At 65.6% G+C, this 21,166-nt stretch carries 19 protein-coding genes; 9 read left to right on the forward strand and 10 right to left on the reverse strand.

Going from position 1 to position 21,166, the window contains the following annotated elements:
- Positions 1 to 236 (forward strand): S-layer homology domain-containing protein (locus IEX33_RS19265; protein WP_229675185.1); only part of this gene is annotated, 236 nt, incomplete at its 5' end.
- 17 nt (positions 237 to 253) lie between these two features.
- Here the strand turns inward: IEX33_RS19265 and IEX33_RS19270 are convergent.
- Positions 254 to 2,791 (reverse strand): polysaccharide pyruvyl transferase family protein, encoded by a 2,538-nt coding sequence (locus IEX33_RS19270; RefSeq protein WP_188727149.1) that lies wholly within the window; start codon positions 2,789 to 2,791, stop codon positions 254 to 256.
- 202 nt (positions 2,792 to 2,993) lie between these two features.
- Entirely contained in the window at positions 2,994 to 4,793 is a 1,800-nt protein-coding gene (locus IEX33_RS01480; protein WP_229675186.1) for an S-layer homology domain-containing protein, read from the reverse strand.
- Between the two features lie 792 nt (positions 4,794 to 5,585).
- On the opposite strand from IEX33_RS01480, the gene IEX33_RS01485 reads away from it, so the two are divergent.
- The gene (locus IEX33_RS01485; RefSeq protein WP_188727151.1) at positions 5,586 to 7,280 is read left to right on the forward strand and encodes a S8 family peptidase; all 1,695 of its coding nucleotides are present in this window, start codon (positions 5,586 to 5,588) and stop codon (positions 7,278 to 7,280) included.
- A gap of 1 nt (position 7,281) precedes the next feature.
- Here the strand turns inward: IEX33_RS01485 and IEX33_RS01490 are convergent, their stop codons facing one another.
- The 3 genes from IEX33_RS01490 to IEX33_RS01500 form a co-directional block, all read right to left on the reverse strand.
- Entirely contained in the window at positions 7,282 to 8,028 is a 747-nt protein-coding gene (locus IEX33_RS01490) for an ANTAR domain-containing protein (RefSeq protein ID WP_229675187.1), read from the reverse strand.
- 137 nt (positions 8,029 to 8,165) lie between these two features.
- On the reverse strand, positions 8,166 to 9,422 hold the full coding sequence (locus IEX33_RS01495; RefSeq protein WP_229675232.1) for a glycoside hydrolase family 26 protein: 1,257 nt from the start codon (positions 9,420 to 9,422) through the stop codon (positions 8,166 to 8,168).
- Between the two features lie 155 nt (positions 9,423 to 9,577).
- Positions 9,578 to 10,588 carry a LacI family DNA-binding transcriptional regulator gene (locus IEX33_RS01500; protein WP_188727153.1) on the reverse strand — a complete coding sequence of 337 codons (1,011 nt, stop codon included), beginning with the start codon at positions 10,586 to 10,588 and terminating at the stop codon, positions 9,578 to 9,580.
- A gap of 106 nt (positions 10,589 to 10,694) precedes the next feature.
- On the opposite strand from IEX33_RS01500, the gene IEX33_RS01505 reads away from it, so the two are divergent.
- Both IEX33_RS01505 and IEX33_RS01510 read left to right on the forward strand, forming a co-directional pair.
- Positions 10,695 to 11,816 carry a Gfo/Idh/MocA family oxidoreductase gene (locus tag IEX33_RS01505; RefSeq protein ID WP_188727155.1) on the forward strand — a complete coding sequence of 374 codons (1,122 nt, stop codon included), beginning with the start codon at positions 10,695 to 10,697 and terminating at the stop codon, positions 11,814 to 11,816.
- Positions 11,813 to 12,604, forward strand: coding sequence for a TIM barrel protein (locus IEX33_RS01510; RefSeq protein WP_188727157.1), 792 nt, complete (start codon positions 11,813 to 11,815; stop codon positions 12,602 to 12,604). The genes IEX33_RS01505 and IEX33_RS01510 overlap by 4 nt, the downstream gene beginning before the upstream one ends.
- 23 nt (positions 12,605 to 12,627) lie before the next feature.
- On the opposite strand, the gene IEX33_RS01515 is transcribed toward IEX33_RS01510, so the two are convergent.
- Positions 12,628 to 13,041: a hypothetical protein gene (locus IEX33_RS01515; RefSeq protein WP_188727159.1), complete on the reverse strand. Its 414-nt coding sequence runs from the start codon at positions 13,039 to 13,041 to the stop codon at positions 12,628 to 12,630.
- A 234-nt stretch (positions 13,042 to 13,275) separates the two neighbouring features.
- On the opposite strand from IEX33_RS01515, the gene IEX33_RS01520 reads away from it, so the two are divergent.
- Positions 13,276 to 13,515 carry a hypothetical protein gene (locus IEX33_RS01520; RefSeq protein WP_188727161.1) on the forward strand — a complete coding sequence of 80 codons (240 nt, stop codon included), beginning with the start codon at positions 13,276 to 13,278 and terminating at the stop codon, positions 13,513 to 13,515.
- 60 nt (positions 13,516 to 13,575) lie between these two features.
- Here IEX33_RS01520 and IEX33_RS01525 read toward each other — a convergent pair whose 3' ends face one another.
- The 4 genes from IEX33_RS01525 to IEX33_RS01540 are packed head-to-tail and all read right to left on the reverse strand — an operon-like array spanning position 13,576 to position 18,277.
- Positions 13,576 to 15,240, reverse strand: coding sequence for a sensor histidine kinase (locus tag IEX33_RS01525; protein WP_188727163.1), 1,665 nt, complete (start codon positions 15,238 to 15,240; stop codon positions 13,576 to 13,578).
- A 43-nt stretch (positions 15,241 to 15,283) separates the two neighbouring features.
- Positions 15,284 to 16,048, reverse strand: a complete 765-nt coding sequence (locus IEX33_RS01530; protein WP_188727165.1) for an SDR family oxidoreductase — start codon at positions 16,046 to 16,048, stop codon at positions 15,284 to 15,286.
- A gap of 34 nt (positions 16,049 to 16,082) precedes the next feature.
- Positions 16,083 to 17,336, reverse strand: a complete 1,254-nt coding sequence (locus IEX33_RS01535) for an ABC transporter permease (protein ID WP_188727166.1) — start codon at positions 17,334 to 17,336, stop codon at positions 16,083 to 16,085.
- A 5-nt stretch (positions 17,337 to 17,341) separates the two neighbouring features.
- Positions 17,342 to 18,277 carry an ABC transporter ATP-binding protein gene (locus tag IEX33_RS01540; RefSeq protein WP_188727169.1) on the reverse strand — a complete coding sequence of 312 codons (936 nt, stop codon included), beginning with the start codon at positions 18,275 to 18,277 and terminating at the stop codon, positions 17,342 to 17,344.
- Between the two features lie 512 nt (positions 18,278 to 18,789).
- On the opposite strand from IEX33_RS01540, the gene IEX33_RS01545 reads away from it, so the two are divergent.
- The 4 genes from IEX33_RS01545 (at position 18,790) to IEX33_RS01560 (ending at position 20,948) form a co-directional block, all read left to right on the forward strand.
- Positions 18,790 to 18,996: a helix-turn-helix transcriptional regulator gene (locus tag IEX33_RS01545; protein WP_407681605.1), complete on the forward strand. Its 207-nt coding sequence runs from the start codon at positions 18,790 to 18,792 to the stop codon at positions 18,994 to 18,996.
- Entirely contained in the window at positions 18,989 to 20,179 is a 1,191-nt protein-coding gene (locus IEX33_RS01550; RefSeq protein WP_188727172.1) for a type II toxin-antitoxin system HipA family toxin, read from the forward strand. The genes IEX33_RS01545 and IEX33_RS01550 overlap by 8 nt, the downstream gene beginning before the upstream one ends.
- 77 nt (positions 20,180 to 20,256) lie before the next feature.
- Complete coding sequence (locus IEX33_RS01555; protein WP_188727174.1) at positions 20,257 to 20,736, forward strand: DUF2975 domain-containing protein; 480 nt, start codon at positions 20,257 to 20,259, stop codon at positions 20,734 to 20,736.
- Positions 20,736 to 20,948, forward strand: coding sequence for a helix-turn-helix domain-containing protein (locus IEX33_RS01560; RefSeq protein ID WP_188727175.1), 213 nt, complete (start codon positions 20,736 to 20,738; stop codon positions 20,946 to 20,948). The genes IEX33_RS01555 and IEX33_RS01560 overlap by 1 nt, the downstream gene beginning before the upstream one ends.
- Positions 20,949 to 21,166: the final 218 nt, after the last annotated feature.

The raw sequence follows: 21,166 nt of genomic DNA on the forward strand, positions 1-21,166 counted from the left end.
TGGCCGCGTTCCTGTACCGGATGGCAGGGGCGCCCGACTATACGGCGCCTGCTGGGTCCCCTTTTGCTGATGTTGTGACCGGGCAGCAGTTCTACAAGGAGATGGCGTGGCTCGCGGAAAAGGGTATTTCGACGGGCTGGGTGGAGGATGGCCGCCGGCTGTACCGGCCGCTGCAGGCAATCAGCCGTGATGCGATGGCAGCCTTCCTGTTCCGCCTGAACATCGTTATGGAGTGACGCCGGTTCCAGAACCCCTACCGCGAGATCCGTGTTCGGAAGCGCTCGGCGGCCGCCTGCAACGGCGTCCCGCTGAGCAGCTTCTGACCGGAGCTGGTGATCCCGGCGATGCTTCCCCTAAGGCCGTCCGGCCGCGCTGCCACCTGGTTTAGCTCACCCTGCAGCCATTCGGTGTGCTGAGCGAGATTACCGATGGCTATCTCGTTGCTGGCGTTCAGGCGGGTGGCTTCCGGGCTTTCAGCCTGTTCCAGGATCAACGACGGGTTGCTGTCCACCAAAGGAAGCGGGGTAAGCGGTCCGGGTGTGGATCCGGCGTCCAGGACGGCCGTCACCGCATCCCACCAGCCCTCATGGAACGCGTTCAGTGTCTTCCCCTGGTGCTGGAGGTGCTCCCGGATCCCTGCCCGTTGTCCGATGACGGAATTGACCCACTTGGCGTCGTCTCCGTCCCCCAGATGGCGGAGTGAGCGCAGCAGGCGCCGCAAGCCCCAGCTTTCCAGCGCTCCACCGATCCGCACTTCACCGTAGTAGTCAACGGCAACGGGCAGCACAGGGACGCCGGCGGAAAGACCAAAAACAACGGGGTGGTAGCGGCTGGAGATGACCAGTTCAGCGTTGGCCGTCAGGGCCGCCGTCTCCTCAGCCGGCCTTTGGTCCAGCACCCTGACATCCGGTGCCGTGGAGAGACGTGCAATAGCGGCATGGCACTCCTGGTCCCCGTCCTGTGCTCCGAAGGTGGAGACGTGGGGGAGAAGCAGGATGGGAAGCTGCAGCTGCTCATACGCGAGGTCGAGCAAACGTGCCATGTGCCGGTGGTAATCGTTGCGGGGCATGGCGCCCGAGCCTGGAGCAAACGTGGCAGCAATATAGCCGGACGGCGGCAGCGCCGAGGCGTCCAAGCCAACGCCCTGGGCGAGGAACGCTGCATCGTCCAAAACCAGGACCGACTCCACATCCATGGATGTCAGCAGGTCATGCGTGTGCCGCTCGCGGGAACCGACCACATTGCACAGGCGCAGTGCTTCCGCGGCTTCGGCACGGTCCGGTCCTGTGAGGACCGGTCCCACGGTTTGGCCCGACACCACCACTTTGAGGCCCATGGAGTGGGCCACCCGGATGGCAGCCAGGCGCTCAAAAAGGAGCCCGCCGTACTGCGACGTGAGGTTGCCTCCGCCAGCCAGGAGCAGGGTGCTGCAGCCACTGAAGGCGTCCTGGAACGTGCGGACAACGTCCGCGGCGCGTTCGGTGGCCGGCCCGCCGTCGAGAAGGTGTTTGACCTCCTGCAGGAGCTGGTGCCTTTCGAAGGGGTTCCACGGGACCTCCGGCCTTGGGGCAGCTGGCAGGCCATACAGGCCGGACGTCTGCCCGACGTCATGCGTCAGCACCACAAAGTTTTCGTAGCCGCGCTTCCGGAGGGCTGCGATGGCCGCGTGCGTCATCGCCTCATCACCCACGTGGTATTCGTGCTGGCCTACGTCGCCGAAGACGGCAACGCGTTGCTCCTTGCCGAGGGACGCCGGGGAATGTACGACGGCGTGCTGCCGCGACGCGTGTAGGTCCAACGAGCGCTGGCGCTCTCCCCGTTCCCGCAGCCGCCGGCGGACCGAGCGGAGAGCACGGAGGGGCAGCGGCTGGGATGCGGCCCGGACGTTGCGTTGGATCTGCTCGACGTCCCCCACCAGCCGGGTCAGTTGCTCCGTCCCCTCGGACTGCTGGCGGCTGATCTCCTCCAGCCGGTGGTGGAGGCGGCCCGTTTCCACTGCAAGGAGTTCACGCTGGTACAGGAGGGGGCCGAGGCCAAACTCCCGGGCATGCTCGCGGACCAGGCGGTCCCGGATCTTCAGGGAAAAAAGCTGGTGCTCCTCCGTGCGTGCTATGAAGCTGTTGGCCTCGCTGCTGAGGGCAGACCGGCGCTGGTTCCAGAAGGCGAGGGGCCGCCCCTTGATCAGGCCGATGTGGTGGTGCACAAGGAAACGGAGGTGGAACTCCCAGTCGCCCACCACGGGAAGGTTCTCGTCGAAACCTCCCAGTTCGTTGTACACCGAGCGGCGGAAGAGGAACGAGATGGGGACGAACCGGTTGTAGTGGAGCAGATCCACCAGCGTAATCTCACGCAGATCCGGCTCGAAGATGATGCGGTCTTCAATGTCCCGGCCCTCGGCGGTGAGGCGCTCGTAGACAATTTCCGTTTCAACGCTTACGCCCCCGTCACCGGGATGCTGTTCCAAGTGGGCGACAGTGATGGCCAGGAATTCAGGAGCCCACTCATCGTCGTCATCATGGACAACAATGAACTCCGAGTCCACGGCCCTGATACCAAGGTTGGACGCCGCTTCCATGCCCAGGCTGGTCTGGTTGTCGAGCCGCAGAAGCCTGTCCCCGATGTCTGCAATGCGCGGTTCCAGCGCCTCATCCACCTGTGCCCGGCTCCCGCCGTCGTTGACAAGGACGATCAGCCAGTCGGTGTAGGTCTGGGCGAGGACGCTGTCCAAAGCCCGGCCGAGCAGCCGCCCCCGGTCCTTGGTACGAATGATGACGGCGACGCGGGAAAACAAGGTGAAGACTCCTTGAATGACTTGCAGACTCAATAGGGCGCTGGGCTAGGCGGCGGGCCGAGACACCCCTCCATAGTAGGGGTACCGGGCGTCCCATGCCGTCCGTACCCCGCCCTGCATTGTTCGGGAACGCAAAAGGCTGCTCCCCGGAATTCGAACGGAATCCGTCCAAATTCCGGGGAGCAGCCCGGTAGAGCAGGTGCTAGATGAAGTCCAGCTTTTCGTTGAAGCGGTACATGAACGCTGCCATCGCGTCACGGTTTACCGGCTGCAGGGCCCGGTAGGTCTTGCTGCCGTCCTCTTCTGTCCACCCTTCGGAGATTCCTTGGGCGGCCAGCCACGTGATCTCCTTGTAGAACGCTGTGCCGGGAAGAACATCGGTGAAGGGGGACGCGACGGGCGGAGTGAAGGATGGCTCGCCGGCAAGGCGGTACATGAATGCTGCCATCGCGTCACGGTTCACGGGTGAAAGCGGCCGGAAGGTCCGGATGCCGTTACCCTCATCCCACCCTGTGGAGATCTCCTGGGCAGCCAGCCAGTTGATTTCCTTGTAGTAGGCGGTCCCGGGAGGAACGTCAGTGAAGGGCGACACTGCCGGCGGAGTATAGGCAGGCTTGCCGGCAAGGCGGTACATGAACGCTGCCATCGCATCACGGTTTACCGGCTCGAGCGCCCGGTAGGTCCTGGTGCCGTTTTCTGTCCAGCCGGTGGAGATCTCATTCTCGAAGAGCCAGCAGATTTCCTTGTAGAACTGCTGTGTTGTCACCACATCAGCGAAGGGTGAAACTGCCGGCGGTACATACTCGCCACCGTCATCGCCGTCACCCTCGATGCCAAAGTCAGCGAACCAGTAGCGCTTGTCGTCGTCGTCGCTGGCAAGGACCACCATGCCGCTCTTGCTGGTAACGGGCTGCTTGCTGGTGGTCACGTTGTTGACGCTGGGGGTGGAGTCCTGGATGACGGGGGTGCCGCGGCCGGCGGCGAAAACGGGGTCATCCATGGAAGCCGTCTTTTGGTAGATGGCGCCGGACGTCCCGCTGTAGGGGCAGCCCGATACCGTTGTTGCCGGACCCGACTGGAAGGCATGGATCTTGTTGTTTTCCGGGTCCAGCACAATCTGCGGGCGGGTGTGGCAGTCGCCGATCGTGGAGATGGTGAACTTGTCGAAGGCTCCCGTGGCCGGCTTGAACACCAGCAGCTGCAACTGCGGGTCCGACTTGCGTGCCGTGGAGTTCATATCGAAGCTCGTCTTGACCGCAGCAAAGACGCGGCCGGTGGTGTCTGCCTGCAGTGACTTGATGTTGAGGTGGTCGTCAGCCTGGTTCGGCCCGCGGACGGCGGACTGCACGTTCCACGAGGTGGGGGATTGGCCGTCGGTGCGGCTGGCCCACCAGACCGAACCGGTTACATGGTCAGACCACATAACCCCGATCTTGTTCTTGCCGAAGGCAACAACGGACGAGATGTCATCCGGAGCCACGGTGGCGTTCTCCCCGGTAAGGGTTTGCGGGGTGCCCCACGAGGTGCCGCCCGAGGCCGAGTTGTTAACCATCACCTTGCTGGTGTAACCACCGGTCGGGACGCCGGACACCTGGGTCCACGTGGCCCAGATTGCTCCCGTGCTGTCCTTATCGATGGTCATTGATTCGCTGCTGTTGGTGGTGATAGTGGTTGGAAACCCGCTGCTCCGCGTGTATTTTCCGTCGGCATAGCTGTAGCGGTACAGCTTGGCCGGGGAATCCGGGCGGGACGCCTTTGGTCCGCCCTCACTGGAGATGGTGACCACATGGTGGGCGATGTAAAGATTCTTGCCGTCCCAGAGGGTGTCCGCCGACGTGTTGGCACGGTTGTCCACCGCTACTCCGGTGTCCACCCACTGCTTGGCGGCCCTGTCCAGCTTGTGGATCTTCCAACCTCCCGAGGTCCACATATCCGCCCACCAGGAGCCATCGTTCCACCACAGCTTGCTCTGCGGCTTGTCAGCGGTAGGGGGATTTCCCACACCGGAGTAGTTGAAACCGGCGGTTCCATGGATTGGTGCGGCCGGGGCGGGAGGCGGTGGTGGCTCTGCTGCGCTGGCCGGGCCCCCAAATGCTCCTAGCCCGGCGACGACAAGGACTGTTGCCAGCCCTTGTCCCAGGGCTCGTTTGATCGATTTCTTCACGGTACTCCTTAAACGTTCCGCCCCAACGCTGTCGCGTCCAGGTCCCTGAGGAAGCTGGTGCCCCCGCTGATTTATTAACCTCTTGTGCAACACATGCCGCCCGAGTACCCGTTACTCGCCTTTGCGAGGTAAGGCACTGAGATCATGCTTCCGGTACTCATGTCAGACCGCCGGAACGCCGTGGGATTTCCATAGCGGGGCGGGCATGTGGTTTTCGGCGGGAATACCCGGTTGCGGGCACTCAGCACAACGTGCGCTGGCAACAAGCGTGCCGGCGTCGTCCTTGTGAAAGTGAGTCACGTGATGGGTAGTCCTGCCGCATGCGGGGCAGAAGCTCTGGCTCTGTTTGGTCCACATGCAGGAATCCTATGGAGAGCTGCTTCCCAAAAAAGGCAAAACACTGGAAATATGTGGGTGCCCGCAGGCATTATGTGCCAATCCCTGTCCGGAGCGATTCGGGATGCCGGCTCAGATGGACCCAGGCGCTCTGCCGACCATTTTCACGGGTTCGGGATATTTGCCGCTGCCCCTTCTTCCCCCTCCTGCTTGTGGCTAGAATCGGGGCGGGGGTGAGTCTGTCCGCGCGCCGGCACCCAGCGCTTGGCGCCTGTCCTTGAAGGATGCCCGCCCATGACCCACCGCTTCAGCCCCCGCACCGCCGTCGCCCTCGCTGTGGCTGCTGCCCTGGCGAACGCAACCCTGGCCCTTCCTGCCCGTGCCGACGGCGGACTGGACAACATCCGGCCAACCCCGCAGCGTGCGGCGCCCGCTGCGTCCCCCGCCACGGACCAGTTCATTGTGGGGATCCAGGGCGGTCCAGGCATCGGGTCCGAAGCCGCGGCAACCTCCGAGGCCGCGCGGATGGCAGCGGGCCGGGTGGGCATCGCTGCCCAAAAGGTCAAAGGCACGTCCGCCGGCGCGCAGGTGGTTAAAACCAGCCGCCCCCTTCCTGGCGCCGAAGCCGAGGCCTTCCTGACAGCACTGCGATCCGCCCCGGGCGTTGCCTATGCCGAGCCGGACATCATCATGCACCCGGCAGCCGAGGCCCCCAACGATCCCGGGTACCCGGCCCAGTGGAACCTGTGGGATGACGCCGCCGGCATCCGGCTCCCCGGCGCCTGGGACGTGAACCGCGGCGAGGGGACAGTGGTGGCGGTGGTGGACACCGGAATCACCAGCCACTCCGAACTGAATCCCCGGGTGCTGCCCGGCTACGACATGATCGTTGACGCCGCCAACGCGCGGGACGGCGACGGGCGGGACGCCAACCCGCAGGACGAGGGGGACTGGTTCGCCGGGGAACTGTGCGGCATTGGCGGGGAGAGCGGTACGTCCTCCTGGCACGGGACCCACGTGGCCGGGACGATCGCCGCGGTGGCCAACAACAACGACGGCGTCGCTGGAGTGGCGCCCGAAGCCAGGCTGCTTCCCGTCCGCGCTCTCGGGGCCTGCGGCGGCTACGAATCGGACGTGGCCGATTCCATCATCTGGGCCGCCGGCGGGCAGGTGGCCGGCCTGCCGGTCAACCCCAACCCCGCCCGCGTGATCAACCTCAGCGTGGGCGGCGACGGCCCCTGCTCCGTCACGCTGCAGAACGCCATCAACCTCGCCCATAAAGCAGGCGCCGCCGTGGTGGTGGCCGCCGGAAACTCGAACCGCCCGGCCTCTGGCATGAGTCCGGCAAACTGCAAGAAGGTCATTACGGTGGCTGCCTCCGGACGCACCGGCGCCCGCGCCTCCTACTCAAACTACGGGGACGACGTCGATGTGACGGCACCGGGCGGCGACATCACCAGCCAGTTCACCGAAGGCATCCTCTCCACCTCCAATTTCGGTGCCACCACCCCCGGGCTCGAGGCCTACGCCTTTATGCAGGGCACGTCCATGGCGGCCCCCCACGTTTCCGGGATCGCCGCCCTGCTGATGTCCGAGGTGGGCAGCAGCTACACGCCCGAGATGGTGGAGAAGCGTCTTGAAGCCACGGCCCGGCCGCTGGCCGTTGACTGCCCCGAAGGCTGCGGCCACGGACTGGTGGACGCGGCGGAGGCCCTGGACCTCTCCAATGACGATTTGCCGGCCGGCGTTGTGCTGCCCAAAGCCGTGAAGTTCACGGACAAGGACGGCACCAGGAAGGACACCTTCACCGTCCCATCCTCCAGGGGCGTTGAATACGTGCGGGACGGAGCAGCCGTCAAGGCCGGCGAGTATCCCGGCTCCGGCACCGTCACTGTTTCCGCGCGTGCCCTTCCCAAGTACTCGCTGGCGGCGGGGGCCACCACGGAGTGGGTTTACACGTTCTCACCGGACAGCGCGCCTGCGGGGTAGGCTACGCCGGGGCCGGCGGATCGAGCCGCGCTGCGGGGGCGCCGGCGGCCAGTGACTTCACCACATTCTCGGCAACGCTGCGCACCTTCAGGTTCCGCTGGCGTGACGCGCCCGCCAGCTTGCTGAACGCCTCGGCATAAGTGCAGCTGTTCTGGGCCATGATCACGCCGCACGCCACATCGATGGAGGTGCGGCTCTCCAGGACGGTCTTCAGGTTGTCCCCGGCTGACCGGACGCTGCGCACCTCGAGCGCCAGCTTCATGCTCTGGGCCGCCACCTCCGCGAACCACCGGGCCTCGGCCACCAGGTCCGGCGTCAGCCCGGTGGTGCCGCGGACAAGGAACAGCAGCGCGCAGGAGGTGCGGTCCTCCAGCTCAAGCGGGAGAGCCAACGCTGCGCCGAATCCGGAAGCCGAGAGCCGCCGTCGGTATGCCTGCCACCTGGTGGACGTTGTGCGGTCCACCTTAACCACTTCGGCCGTGCCGACGGTATGGGTCAGGGGCCCGTCGCCGTTCCGGTCCTCGGAGGTGGCCAGGGCCTCGGCGGCAGTGCTGTTGCCCGCAATGACGGGTGGGCCGCCGGGCCGGATCAGCAGGGCAGCGCAGTCGGCGGACCCGGCGAGGGCCTGCGCGCCGGCCTCCGCCAGCCGCTGCACCGAACCCAGGTCAGTGTCCGCACCCGTGATGAGGTCCAGCAGGAACCCCGGGCGCTCTGTCCGCATGGTTCCGTCCGCCGGTTGTAGTGCCACGCTTCGTCCCCCGTAAGCTTCGGTCCCGCCCCGCACCCGCGCGGGCTTTCCCCGAATCTATGAGTACAGCCCGCGGAGGGCACGAGTAGCCGGTACTCTACTTTTCCGGCGCGGCGGGGGGACCACTTGCTTTTGCGTTACCGGCGGGCGGCCAGTGCCTCTTTGAAGGCGTCGGCGGACGGCGTGCTGCTGTTGATCCGCCAGTCGGTTTCCTTGTTGTAGTGGAACCAGGTCACTGCGGTGATGTCCGGCTGGGCGGAAAGGTAGCTGACCAGGGCGGTGATCCAGTCTGCCTTGGAGCCGCCCTGCTCGGCCGAGGATGTTTCGGCGATCAGGATCTGCTTGCCCGGGGCCAGGGTCCGGAGCTGGGACAGGCCGTCGCCGAAGAGCTGGGACGGGGACACCCAGGAGCTCCACGAGGCGGAGGTGCCCCAGTTGTAGCCGTCCAGCGCCACGGCATCCACGTAGGCCGCGCCGGGGTACAGGCCGGCCAGCGGCACCGACCCCCAGTACGGCACGTTGGGGTTCCACACCCAGGTGATGTTGGTGGCACCCGCCGCCGTCACCACGCCGTGCACGTGCTGCCACGCGGCCGCGTAGTCGCCGGAACCGTTTCCGTTGACCTGCTCCGACCATGGATACCAGTTGCCGTTCATTTCGTGCCCGAACCGCAGCATCACCGGGTGGCCCCAGCCGGCCAGCGCCTGGCCCCACTGGCGCAGGTAGGGATCGAAGTCCCCGGCGGTGATCCGGTCCAGGGAGTACGTGGGCTGCGCTGTTCCGCCGCCCCACGCCCACGGTTCCCAGGTCAGCAGGGTGAGGGCGCCGCGGGTGCGGACTGCCTCCAGTTCCGTAATGGGGGGAGCCTGGTTGAAGTCCTTGTAGGACAGGATGATGGACGGCGCCTCGCCCGCAATGGCGGTGACCTCATTCAGTTCGGCCGCCGCGAGCGGACCGCCGGGGGTGCCGACGCCGAAGCGCAGGGTTGCGGGGGCGGGCGGCGGCGGGCTGGTGGGCGCGGGAGCCGGGGCCGGCTCGGCAGGTTCCTCTTCGACGATGGAGGGGGAGCTGTAGGTGACGGTGAACGGTGCGGAGGCGCTCGCCGTCGCCGTTGCAGCCCGGACGGTGACGGTGGGCTCGGCTGATTCAGGCATCACCAGTTCAGCCGTGAAGTAGCCGGAGGCGCTGGTTTTGAAAGGGGCGCTGGTGGTTCCGGCGCTGACTGTCCCAGAGGTCTTCTTGGGGAACCCGGTTCCGGTGACGGTCACCGAGGTGCCGGCAGGACCGGTGTTCGGGCTGAGGGTGATGGCTGCCATCGCGGCGTGCGCCGGGGCCGCGCCGGCGGGCAGCGCCCAGGCCAGCAGCACGGCGAAACACAGGATGTATCTGAACAGCTTCACTGGACCTCCAGGTGGTGTGCCGCCGCACCCTGGGTGGAAAGGGCGACGGCGGGGACGGGCGCACAAAGAAAGGAGGTGACCGGAGTGCCCCCTTTTCCAGTCTGAAGGCCGCCTGGGCAGCGCAGTGGAGATTCCGGCTCAGGATCAGCCTAGTTTTGACCCACTTTTTGCGCACCAGCGTGTCCCGTGGTCTTGCGGAGGACCAGGTGGGGTGTCCGGACAACGCGGCCTGGCGGCAGCGTCCCTTCCACCCGGTCCACGGCGCGGTCAACGGCTGCGGCCGCAAGGAGTGGGGCGTCCTGGCTGATGGAGGAAAGCTGGACGTAGCTCAGCCTGGCGAAGTGGCTGTCGTCGTAGCCGAGCACGGAAATGTCCGCCGGAATGCTGATGCCCGCAGCCCGGAAGCTCTCCATGATTCCGAGGGCCGATCTGTCGTTGAAGGCGATTACGGCCGTGGGCAGGTCCGCCTGGAGAACCTGCCCGGCCCGCATGCCGGTTTCCTCATCCGGCCCGCCGGGAATAATTACGGGCTCCAGGCCGTGCCGGAGCATTTCCGTGCGGTACGCTTCCCGGCGCTGGTCCGAGGAGACGGCTGTGCCGCCGTCCACGTGGGTGATCCGGCCGTGGCCCAGGCTGGCGAGGTGCTCAACGGCGATCCGGATGCCGGCGTAATCGTCACTGCTGACCGAATCCACGAGGTCGCCCACATCCTCGCGCAGGAGGCTCACCACCGGCACCCGGCGCGCGTGCAGTGCCAGGTCCTCGGGGCTGAGGGTCGGGGCGATGATGATTAGGGCTTCGGCGCCCACGTCCAGCAGTGTTTCGATGGCCCGGGCCTCGGGCCTGCCGGTGGCCACGGCGCTCAGCGCTATCTCATAACCCCTGGCCGAGGCTTCGGCGTATGCGGCATCCACAATTTCCGCATGGAAGGGCTGTGAACTGGAGAAGATGAGGCCCAGGAGCTTGGTTCGGCTGCTCCGGAGGAGCCGCGCCCGGGAGTCCGCGCGGTAGCCCAGCTCGAGGGCCGCCTCCAGGACTTTTTGCCGGGTTGATTCTGCGGCGCCGGGTGCGCCCCGCATCACGATGGACACCAGGGCGCGGGAAACACCTGCCGCCTTGGCAACGTCCATCAGGGTGGGGCGGCGCTGCAGTTCCGTCATATCTCCTCCTGGGAGTAACAGTCTATAGAACGATCTAGACCTGACGTGAACCGCATGTCATCATGGTTCGACTAGAACGATCTAGACGACGACGTCAGGAGAAATTATGGGTTACCTTCAGCATCCGGTCAGCGAAGACCGTCCGGTCCGTATCGGCTTGATCGGAGCGGGCTGGATTGGAAGTTTCCATGCCGAATCCGTAGCGCTGCGCATCCCCGGCGCCCGGCTGGAGGCAATCGCTGACCCGGCCCTGCCCGCTGTTGAAGCACTGGCCGGCCGCCTGGGCGTTGCCAAGATCAGTACGGACCCCGCAGACGTGCTGGAGGATCCCGACGTCGACGCTGTACTGATTTCCGCGCCGGCCCGGTTTCATTCCGGGCTCATCGCGGCAGCAGCCCGGGCAGGGAAGCACGCCTTCTGCGAAAAACCGGGCGGCCGCACGGTGGAGGAGCTCGATGAGGCCCTGAAGTCAGCCGAGGCCGCGGGCGTGGTGGTCCAGTTCGGCTTCAACCGCCGCTTTGCGGACGGCTTCGCCGCTGCCCGCAAGCTGATCGACGACGGCGCCGTGGGAACGCCGCAGCTGTTGCGGTCCTTGACCCGCGATCCGGGCACCGCGGACGGGATTGCCGATCCGGGGCGGATTCCGCCCGGCACCATCTTCCTGGAAACCCTCATCCACGATTTCGACACCCTCAACTGGCTCAACCCGGGCGCTGTTCCGGTCAGCGTGTATGCCGTGGCTGACGCGCTGGTGGCTCCGGGGGCAAAAGAGGTCGGATTGCTGGATACCGCAGTGGTCACCGTGACGTACAGCAACGGGGCCATCGCCGTGGCCGAGGCGAACTTCAATGCGCTCTACGGCTATGACGTGCGCGGGGAAGTTTTCGGCTCCGCGGGGATGGTGACGGCGGGAGGGCCACAGGAAACCAGCGCCACGAGCTACACCGCTGCCGGCATCGGTTCGGCCACCGTCCGGCGGAACGTGGATCTTTTCCACGACGCCTATACGGCTGAACTCGCCCACTTTGTGGACGCCGTCAAGGCCGGCCGTGACGGCACTGAGGTTCCTGCCGCCCAGGCTCCTGGTGGAACCGATGCGCGGAACGCCCTGGCTGTAGCCCTTGCCGCCTTCCGTTCGGCTGAAACGGGCCTGCCGGTTGATGTTGCGTCGGTTGCCGTCCTGAGTCCGGCAGAACCTGCACGCCACCTCGTGGGGAATAAGGCATGAGCTTCCGGCTGGCCGTGTGCGCGGAGATGGTCTACGGCGAACTGCCGTTGATCGAGCGGGTCAAAAGGATCCACGGGCGAGGCTTTGAGGTGGAGCTGTGGGATACCCGTGGCCAGGACATTGCGGCCCTGGCAGCCACGGGAGCGCGGTTCTCTTCGATGACCGGCTATTTTGGCGGCAGCCTTACGGACCCCCGCAGCGCCCACGAGGTGCTGGCGTCTGCGGAGAAGCTGATCCCTGCCGCGCTGGAACTCGGGATCGAGCGGATGGTGGTGCATCCGGCGGAGCTCGGGGAGGGCGGCCGGGCTGTCCGCCCCATGCACCGGTCAACAGGGGAGATGTGGATGACCGGCCGGAGCACCCTCGAACGCCTGGGGGTCCTGGGCGAAAAGTACGGTGTGACCTTCGCGCTGGAGAACCTGAACACCGTCCTGGACCACCCCGGCATTCCCTTGGCCCGGGCCAAAGACACCCTGGCGCTGGTCTCGGCGGTTGACCACCCCAACGCCAGGATGATGCTGGACCTCTACCATGCCCAGATCGGCGAGGGGAACCTGATTGAACTCGTCCGGGCCGCGTTGCCCTGGGTGGGGGAAATCCAGGTGGCCGACGTCCCGGGCCGTTGTGAGCCCGGCACCGGGGAAATCAACTACCGCGCAGTTGCAGCCGCCCTCCGCGAAGCCGGCTACACAGGAGTGGTCGGTCTCGAAGCGTTTGCCGCCGGGGGAGCGGGCCTGGAGGCGGGGGATACCGCCCTGGCGGCTTTCCGCGCTGCGTTTGAAAGCTAGCCGGGCTCAGTGCCTCTCAGGAATCAGCGGGCTGAGCCTGGGATCCTGTTAGTGCTGACGGAGTAGATGTTTTCGTGGACGCGGCTGAATCCCTCGGCGAGGAGGCGGGATGGGTTGTAGTTGTCCGGGATGAGGACGGCAGTGACCACGCCTGGCACCCCGGTTCTGACGAGCTCCTGGCGGGAGTCTGTGGCTTGGCCGCATCCGGTGGTCCATTGGGTGGGCCGGTCTTCCGGGATGACGGTTAGGCAGGAGGAGGTTGCGTCCCGGGTTTGCCCGACGAAGTACCGAATGCCATCAGCAGTGGCGAGGAGCCGAGTGGTGTGGCCTTCGGCAGGGAGCGGCGGAATGCCTTCGGGAAGGGCATCGGCCGGCGTGGCTTCGCGGTCCAGCGCGCTGATGTGCGGAGGCGTTGGCGCCGGCGGACTGAGCAGCACACCGGCTGCCAGCGCAGTGCCGATTGCGGTAATGATGATGGCTTGCCGTTTCAGAGCGCTGCCCCCTCAGGCTTTGGTGCATTGAGCCTACCCGAGCGGATGCAGCGGTTTGAACCGCCCGGCGGCGGTGCCGGCACCCAGTGCCGCCCGGGGAGGTACTCACCTGCGGGGCGCGTAGTCAGCGCCCAGGTAAACGGGTAACAGATACCGGCGGTTCAGAGCCTAAGCTTGATCATGGATGCGATTCCGTCCCTGGTCCTTGTCTTCGGTGTATCTTTCGTGTGGCTTGGTTTGACGGTGATCGTCCTCCTCCGGTTGCGCCGCCGCCGGAGGGGATCGTCGCTGGTGGCCACGGCCGCCGCCACTCCCGCCGGCCGTGCCGGCACCCACTCCCGCAAGCACTGGCGGCTCGCGCACCCGCTCACGGGCAGTGCCCCGGCAGGACGGCACAGGGGCGGGAAGGCCCGCGGGTAGCGTCCGGCCCCCTCATACAAGGTCCGGCGTCCGACGGCGGCGCCCGGCGCCGGGGTCCTGTTACCGTGCGGAGGCGGGGGACGGGAGTGAAGCGTCCGCATCCGGAAGGGTCAGGACCGCTGTGGTTCCCTTGCCGCGGCTGCTGGACAGGCTGATGGTTCCCCGATGGTTCTCGACGATGGATTTGGTGATCGCCAGCCCCAGGCCCGCACCGGGAATTACGGAAGAGTGCGCATTGGCGGCCCGGAAGAAACGGGTAAAGGCCTGGGCGAGATCATCCTCGGTCATTCCGATCCCGGTGTCAGTGACTTCGCACCTGAGGCTTTGTCCGGTGGCGCTGATCCGGACGGTGACGGTTCCGCCGTCCGGCGTGTACTTGATGGCGTTCGACACCAGGTTGTCGATTGCCTGGCCAAGGCGGTCGGGGTCGAACCGTCCTGTGGCCGGACCCGTTGATTCCAGTTCAAGGGTGATGCCGGCGGCCGTGGCGTGCGGCTGTGCTGCCTCGATGCTGGTGGCGGCAACGTCGTTGAGGTCCGCCGGACGGGGAGCAATGGTCAATGATCCGGACGCGATGGTCAGCAGGTCACCGACGAGGGTCAGCAGCCGCCGGGCGTTGCGTTGGGCAACGGTCAGGCACTCTTCCAGCCCAGGTTCAAGGCCCTCGTCGTCAAGGGCCAGATCCAGGTAACCCAGGATGGACGTCAGCGGCGTCCTCAGTTCGTGGGAGACGTTGGCCAGGAATTCGTCCTTTGCGGAGAGCGCCGTCACAAGGGCTGTGACGTCCGTGAACGCCAGGACCGCGCCTGAGTTCCCTCCAGCGGACGTCTTTGTGAGACGGCAGGTCACGGAGTATGCGCGCTGGGTGGTTCCGCTGCCCACCCAGATCAGTTCGTCGGTGAAAGGTTCACCCCGTGCGGCGCGCAAGCGGGGGTGCCGTTCGGGGGGAAGCCGGTGTTTCCTGTCCACGCCGTAGACGGGCAGGTCGGTCACATTGCCGGGAGTCGGTTCACTGCCGATGGCGTCCGCGAGGCGGCTGCCGAGGTGCCTGTTCACCAGTACTGCCTGGCCTTGGCCGTCGAGGGCGCACACACCCACACTGACAGTGTCCATCACCGTGTTCAGCAACTGTTCGCGGTCCTCGCTGGCCGCGAGCAGGTCCCGGAGGTCCGCTTCCTGTTGTTGCAGCAGGCGCCGCTGCATGGCGATGCCGTTGGCAACCCCGTACGCGGTGAGTGCGATCGCCCCCAGGATGACCGGCAGGAGCACCATCCGGATGGAGGAGGCACTGGTGAATCCGGTGCCGAGGAGGACAGGCGGCACCGCCACGCTGACGACAGTTGCGAGAACGGCGGCTGCGACACCGCCGGGGCGTAGTCCGACCGCCAGCCAGACGACCGGAAAAACGAGCAGGAAGCTTAGGGCGGTGAGGTGTTGGCCGCCCGATTCGCGGGACAGTCCGATGGCCAGGCAGTCCAGGAACGGAATCACGAAGACGGCCCGCGCCGGAAGGCGATCCCAGGGCACCACGGCGCTGGCCGTGAGCAGCACCAGGTGCGCCGCCAGGCTGTAGAGGAACGGCCCGGGCCACTCGAACCCGGGGTGCAGAAGGGCCACCAGGACCGTCACTAGCAGCATCGTGATTGACAGGGGAAGCTGGAACATCACTGTCCGGCCGCGGAGCCCCAGCTTGCGGAAGTACCGGTCCGTGGATTCGAAAAGCATGGTTCCCCCTTAAACCAGTGTCCAGTCTGCTGCGTGAACCCCGTTATTGATCCCGGCCGCCGTCGGCATCGGCAGCTTCCAGCCACTCGCTGAATGTCTGGCGTCCGACGGCGGCACCCGGCGCCGGGATCAGCGCACCGCTGCGCATTGCCTTCCCCATCGAGCCGGGCAGCACTGCCTCAAGGATCCTTTTGCGCTGGCCGGTTTTGGCGAGATATGCGCGGACCAGGTCCGCGAGTTGTTCGGTCCGGGGCCCGCCCAGGTCTGGGACCCTTCCCTGGGGTCCTGACTCTGCCGCGGTCACCAGGGCCTCAGCTACCTCCCGGGCAGCCACGGGCTGGGTGAACATCTTGGGAACGCTGACCACTGGACCCACAGTCCCGATCTTCACCGCCAGGGGCACGAACTCGTGGAACTGTGTGGACCGCAGCAGGGTCCATGGAATGCCGCCGTGCCGGACCTCGTCTTCCTGCACCAGCTTCCCGGCGTAGAGGCCGGACGTTGAACCGTCGATCCCCACAATGGAGAGCGCCACGTGGTGCTTGACCCCCGCCTGCTTTTCGGCTGCCAGCAGGTTCTGGGTGGCGTTGGTGAAGAAGTCCACGGCCTTTTTGGTGGACGTGGTCTGGATGCCGGAGACGTCGATGACTGCCTCCACCCCCTGAAGGGCCTGGGTGAGGCCGCGGCCGTTCACCAGGTCCACGCCTTCCGCCCGGCTCATGCTGGACACCTCATGGCCGCGTGCTTTTGCCACCTCCACCACGTGGCGGCCAACAGTACCGGTTCCCCCTGCGACGGCAATCCTCATGCAGCAAATCCTATGCCCGTTAGGGGCAGGAGTGTCAGCGCGGCGTGGTACCGGTGGCTGCCGGTACGCGGCGGCCGCTACTGAGCGCCGTCTTGATGTTGACCTTTGAGGCGTAGGAGATGGAGCCGTACTGGAAAAGCCGGACTGCCAGGAAGAACATCAATACTGCTCCGATGTAGAGGATGGCCAGGACGATAGCTGTTTCCACTACTGACAGGGATCCCAGTCCATTGCGGAGGAGCGCGGTGACGGGGGCGGAGAACGGGAAGTAGGTGAAGACCTGCACGATGAGTGACTGCGGGTTGGAGAAAATCAATGACACTGCGTAGAAGGGGATGAAGATCAGCGCGATCATCACGGCCATGTAGTTACCGGCCTCCTTGACCGTGGGCATGATGGCGCCGATCGCAACCAGTGTGTTGGTGAACAGGGCGAAGCCGCCCACCAGGATCAGGAAGCCGGTGATCATGGGTGCCGGTTCGAAGACCAGCGCCTCAAGGTCCAGGTCCGGGATGTTGATCTGCTCGCGGAAGAAGAGGTAGCCGATGACCACCGGCGAGGCGAAGATGACCATCTGCAGCAGGCCAATGGCGAAGAGTGCAAGGACCTTGCCGCTGATGAGTGTGGTGGGCTTCAAGGTGGTCAGGATCATTTCGGTCACCCGGTTCTCCTTTTCCTCCAGCGTGGAGCTCAACATCTGTCCGCCGAGAAGAATGATCAGCCCGTAAAAAATGACCAGGAAAAACAGCGGCGGCACGGCCGAGTTGAAGCCGCCGGATTCCACGCCGTCGCGGTAGGTCTTCATATCGATGGTGGCGTCAGTGCTGGCCAGAGCGGAGAGTTCGGCGGAGCCGATGCGGGTGTTGACCGCCTGGGTCAGCATGGCCTGCGCGACGGCGGAGTACTTGTTGTTCTCGAACAGGCCTTGGTCTGCCCCGTAGACCTTGACGGTTTCGGTGGCAGGGTCCGCGGGAAAGTCGAAGAAGGCATCAATGCTGCCGGACTGGACCGCGGCCACCCCCTCGTCCGCGGAAGCCGCCGTCGTTGCTCCAAACACCGCAGCCTGCCCGGGGCTGATGAGCCCTGACGCGTCTGTGTAGGAGATGGTGAATTCGGCGCTTTTTTGGGCGTTGGCCGCGGTATCGGTAGCGGTGTTGGACGCAAAAAGAAGGCCGAACACCACTGCCATGATGAACGGTACGGCAAGGGTGCCGGCCCAGAAGCGCTTCTTGCCGATGGTGCGGAAGAACTCGAAGGTAACCACGGTGCTGAGGTTGTGCTGTGCCATGCCTCTTATGCCTCTGCCATCTGGAGCGCGGCCGCATCGGCCCTGTTCTGGTCGCCGTAAACGCGGATGAAGATCTCCTCCAGGGAAATCTTGGTGGTGGTGAAGGACCGGACAGACACACCGGCGGCAACCAGTTCCCGGAGGATGTCTGCCTCGTCCGCGTCATCGGCGATGGACAGTTCGGAGTAGTTCGTCTCATTCACGGTGACCGTATACCGCGGCGAGGAAGGGACCGGGCCGGAGTGTTTCAGCCGGACGATTCGGCCGCCGTACTGGTTCTGGATGTCGTCGATGGTTCCGTACGCTTCGGCGGTTCCGTTCTTGAGCAGGATGACCCGGTCGCAGAGGCGTTCCACCTCCTCCATCTGGTGGGTGACCATCACGACGGTGGCGCCCTTGGTCTTTTGCCCGTCGATGATGTCCATCAGGAGGCGCCGGTTGACGGGATCAAAGCCCTTGGTGGGTTCATCCAGGATCAGCAGCTCGGGATCATTCATGATGGTGACGCCCAGCTGAACTTTCTGCTGCTGGCCGCCGGACAGTTTGTCCAGCTGTACGCCTGCCTTGTCCGCCAGGGCGACCCGCTCGAGGTACTCCAGAGACCAGGTTTTGGCAGCGTGCCGGTCCAGGCCCTTGAGCCGGCCGAAGTAGGTCATGACGTCGATGACCTTTTCCTTCTTGTACAGGCCGCGCTCCTCCGGGAGGTAGCCGAGCCGGCCCCCGTCCTCGGGCCGGAATGGCTTGCCGTCTATATGCAGGGTTCCTGCGGTGGGCTGGTAGATGCCCAGGAGGGCCCGGATGGTGGTGGTTTTGCCAGACCCGTTGCTGCCCAGGAAGCCGAACGTCTCGCCCCGCTCCACGTCGAAGGACAAATCGCGGATGACAGTCTTGTCCCCGAAATCCATCCTGAACTGATCGATATGGACGAGTGCTTCGCTCATGGCTGTTCCCCAAAAGTACCGGTAAGTGTCCTCCGAGTTTATCGAGGGGTACCGAACGAGGCTCGCTCTCAAGGATGACACTCGGGGCAGCGATGTCGCTGCCTGGTTGGCCCCACGGCCGGTGAGAGAGGAGGGCCGGCGGCTATTTGCGGAACCACGCTGTTCCGCCGCCTCCGCCGCCGGCCCTGGCCTGTTGCCGGGCCCAGACCCCAGCTGCTGCTGCCTTACGCTTCAGGCCCCTCTCCCACCAGTGTGCGGCGGACGGATCAAGGACCGGCGAGGATTGCCTCAAGATCAACCAAGGACCGGCTCTGTTTCCTCGCGAAACCTACCCCTGGGTGCGGTCCTTCGCCGTCGAAACGCAACAAAACTGAAAAATACTTCCGATAGCGGGACCGGGCGGCCGCTGGACGGACCCTTGCCCTCTTTTCCGCAATATATTGCGATTTGTCGGATGGTGGGGCATTCTCTCCTAAAGGAGCGCATGAATCAGCAATATTTTGCGGAAGGAAATGATGGACGACGTTCAGGCCATCGGAGCCAGCATCCGGCGCGCCCGTAAAGAGGCCGGCGTTACCCAGACCACGCTGGCCGATCTGATCGGCACGTCCTCGCGCACCATCCATGCCATTGAAACCGGGACGGGCAACCCGTCGCTGGGCACGGTGGCCGCCGCGGCCAACGCGGTTGGCCTCCACCTCCGGGCCGCTGATGACTGAGGACCTGCAGCGCCTGAAGTTCGTCCGCGGCGCAGACGTGTACAAGGCGGGCGTCCTGGCCGGGCGCCTCTTCCGCACGGACCACGGCGGCGTGGCCTTCTCCTACACTGCCGAATACCTTGCGGCCGGCGCCCGCCCGGTGGCAACAACACTGCCCCTTGCCGGGGACCCCGTGGAATCACCCAGCGGTGCGCTGCCGGCCTTCTTTTCGGGGCTCTTGCCGGAGGGCCACCGGCTCACCGTGCTCAAGGACGCCGTGAAGACGAGCCTGGGTGATGAGCTAAGCCTCCTCCTGGCCGTAGGCGCAGACATGCCGGGCGACGTGCAGGTTGTTCCGGCCGGCGAACTCTTGGTGGAGCAGCGGCCGCTGGCGGACACGTCCCGCCCCGAAGACCTGGATTTCGCCTACCTTGCAGACGCGGTGGATCCGCACGGACTGCCCGGCGTGCAGCACAAGGCAAGCGCCTCAATGATGACCACCCCGCTGGCGCTTGCCAACCGCCGCTACCTGCTCAAGCTGGATCCGCCCAGCTATCCGCATCTTGTCCTGAACGAGGCAGCCCACCTCACCGGAGCCCAAGCCCTGAAGATTCCTGTGGCCAGGCACAGCGTGGTTACCGACAAGCGCGGCATGCCCGGGCTGCTGGTGGAGCGGTTCGACCGTGCCCACTCCGACGGCCTGGTGCGCCTGGCACTCGAGGACGGGGCGCAGGTGATGAACCTGCCGCCGGCGTCGAAATACGCCGTCAGTTCCGAACAGCTGGTCCTGGCGCTGGCCGGCCTGTGCAAGGCAAGGGCCGTGGCCGTGCGCAACCTCTACCTGCAGTTCGTCTTCGCCTGGCTCACCGGCAACGGGGACCTGCACGCCAAGAACGCCGCCGTCCTCGCCGGCAGGAACGGAAGCTGGGCCGTAGCCCCGATGTACGACATCCCCTGCACCCTGCTCTACGGTGATGACACCATGGCGCTTCCCCTCGCCGGCAAAGTCAAAGGACTCAAGGCCAGGCACTGGGAGGAGTTCGCGGCCGCCATTGGGCTGCTTCCCCGGGCAGCGGCGGCAGCCAACGCCCTGGCCCTCACCGCCGCCGAGGGCATCCGGCTGGACACCCTGCCCTTCACGGGATCACCCCTCAACGGCACCCGGCGGGAGCTGCGGTTCCGCCGGGACCAGCTGACGTCCTGACTCCTTCGACGCTTCTCTTCACATGAGTGCTTCCCGCATCGATTGACTTTCGATAGGTAGTAGCTGAAACTCGATATATGAAGATAACCCGCCTGGCAGTCACCGCCCTCCGTATGGTCCTTGTGGTGGCCTTCCTCCTGCTGCTCCTGTTCCAGGTCATGTCCATCCCCGGCCAGTTCGCGCACATGGCGCAGGAGAATCCGGACCGTGCCCACCTTCAGTGGCCCCTCACCATCTTCTTCATCCTGGAGGTGGCCTGCGTCCAGGTGGTGATCGTGGGCACCTGGAAGCTGCTGACGCTCGTCAAGCATGACCGGATCTTCAGCAACGGAGCCCTGGTGTGGGTGGACGCCATTGTCTGGGCCATCGCCGCCGGCTGGACCATGCTCGCGGCGCTCTCCGCCGTCGTCGTCCTTCATGCCGACGATCCCGGGCTCCCGCTCCTGCTGTTTCTGATCCTGGTGGCCGGCGCCGCCCTTGGCCTGGTGGTGGTGGTGCTGCGCGCCCTCCTCCGGCAGGCCGCCGACCTCCGGGCGGACATGGAAGCGGTGATCTGATGCCCATTGTGGTGCGCATCGACGTCGAACTGGCCAGGCAGAAGATGAGTGTGGGGGAGTTCGCCGAGCGTGTGGGCCTGACACCCGCCAATGTGGCCGTGCTGAAAAACGGCCGGGCCAAGGCGGTACGCTTCAGCACCCTCGAGGCCATGTGCCGGGTGCTGAACTGCCAGCCTGGTGACCTCCTCGAGTTCGTGGAAGACGAACCTTAGGCGCCAGTGACCAAGCGTTGCTCGTGCCGGGCAGGGGGGCAAGTGGGGGAGCTGGAAACCTTGACATGGCGGGCGGTCCGGAACCTACGCTGGAAGTGCTCAGGCAGTGGGCTATCCCGGCCCCAAGGGAGCGACATGGCACACGACAAGAACCAACCCCAGGAAAGTACCGGACCTGAACCTGCGCCCGAGCGGGAACCCGAACCGGAGCAGGAGAC

The organism is Pseudarthrobacter scleromae (genome assembly GCF_014644515.1).
Classification (GTDB): domain Bacteria; phylum Actinomycetota; class Actinomycetes; order Actinomycetales; family Micrococcaceae; genus Arthrobacter; species Arthrobacter scleromae.

Coding starts and splice junctions, on each gene's coding strand:
- IEX33_RS01545 (WP_407681605.1), top strand. CDS start 18,790: ATGATGGACGACGTTCAGGCCATCGGAGCCAGCATCCGGCGCGCCCGT.
- IEX33_RS01550 (WP_188727172.1), top strand. CDS start 18,989: ATGACTGAGGACCTGCAGCGCCTGAAGTTCGTCCGCGGCGCAGACGTG.
- IEX33_RS01540 (WP_188727169.1), bottom strand. CDS start 18,277: ATGAGCGAAGCACTCGTCCATATCGATCAGTTCAGGATGGATTTCGGG.
- IEX33_RS01560 (WP_188727175.1), top strand. CDS start 20,736: ATGCCCATTGTGGTGCGCATCGACGTCGAACTGGCCAGGCAGAAGATG.
- IEX33_RS01520 (WP_188727161.1), top strand. CDS start 13,276: ATGGATGCGATTCCGTCCCTGGTCCTTGTCTTCGGTGTATCTTTCGTG.
- IEX33_RS01530 (WP_188727165.1), bottom strand. CDS start 16,048: ATGAGGATTGCCGTCGCAGGGGGAACCGGTACTGTTGGCCGCCACGTG.
- IEX33_RS01505 (WP_188727155.1), top strand. CDS start 10,695: ATGGGTTACCTTCAGCATCCGGTCAGCGAAGACCGTCCGGTCCGTATC.
- IEX33_RS01535 (WP_188727166.1), bottom strand. CDS start 17,336: ATGGCACAGCACAACCTCAGCACCGTGGTTACCTTCGAGTTCTTCCGC.
- IEX33_RS01500 (WP_188727153.1), bottom strand. CDS start 10,588: ATGACGGAACTGCAGCGCCGCCCCACCCTGATGGACGTTGCCAAGGCG.
- IEX33_RS01485 (WP_188727151.1), top strand. CDS start 5,586: ATGACCCACCGCTTCAGCCCCCGCACCGCCGTCGCCCTCGCTGTGGCT.
- IEX33_RS01510 (WP_188727157.1), top strand. CDS start 11,813: ATGAGCTTCCGGCTGGCCGTGTGCGCGGAGATGGTCTACGGCGAACTG.
- IEX33_RS01555 (WP_188727174.1), top strand. CDS start 20,257: ATGAAGATAACCCGCCTGGCAGTCACCGCCCTCCGTATGGTCCTTGTG.
- IEX33_RS01525 (WP_188727163.1), bottom strand. CDS start 15,240: ATGCTTTTCGAATCCACGGACCGGTACTTCCGCAAGCTGGGGCTCCGC.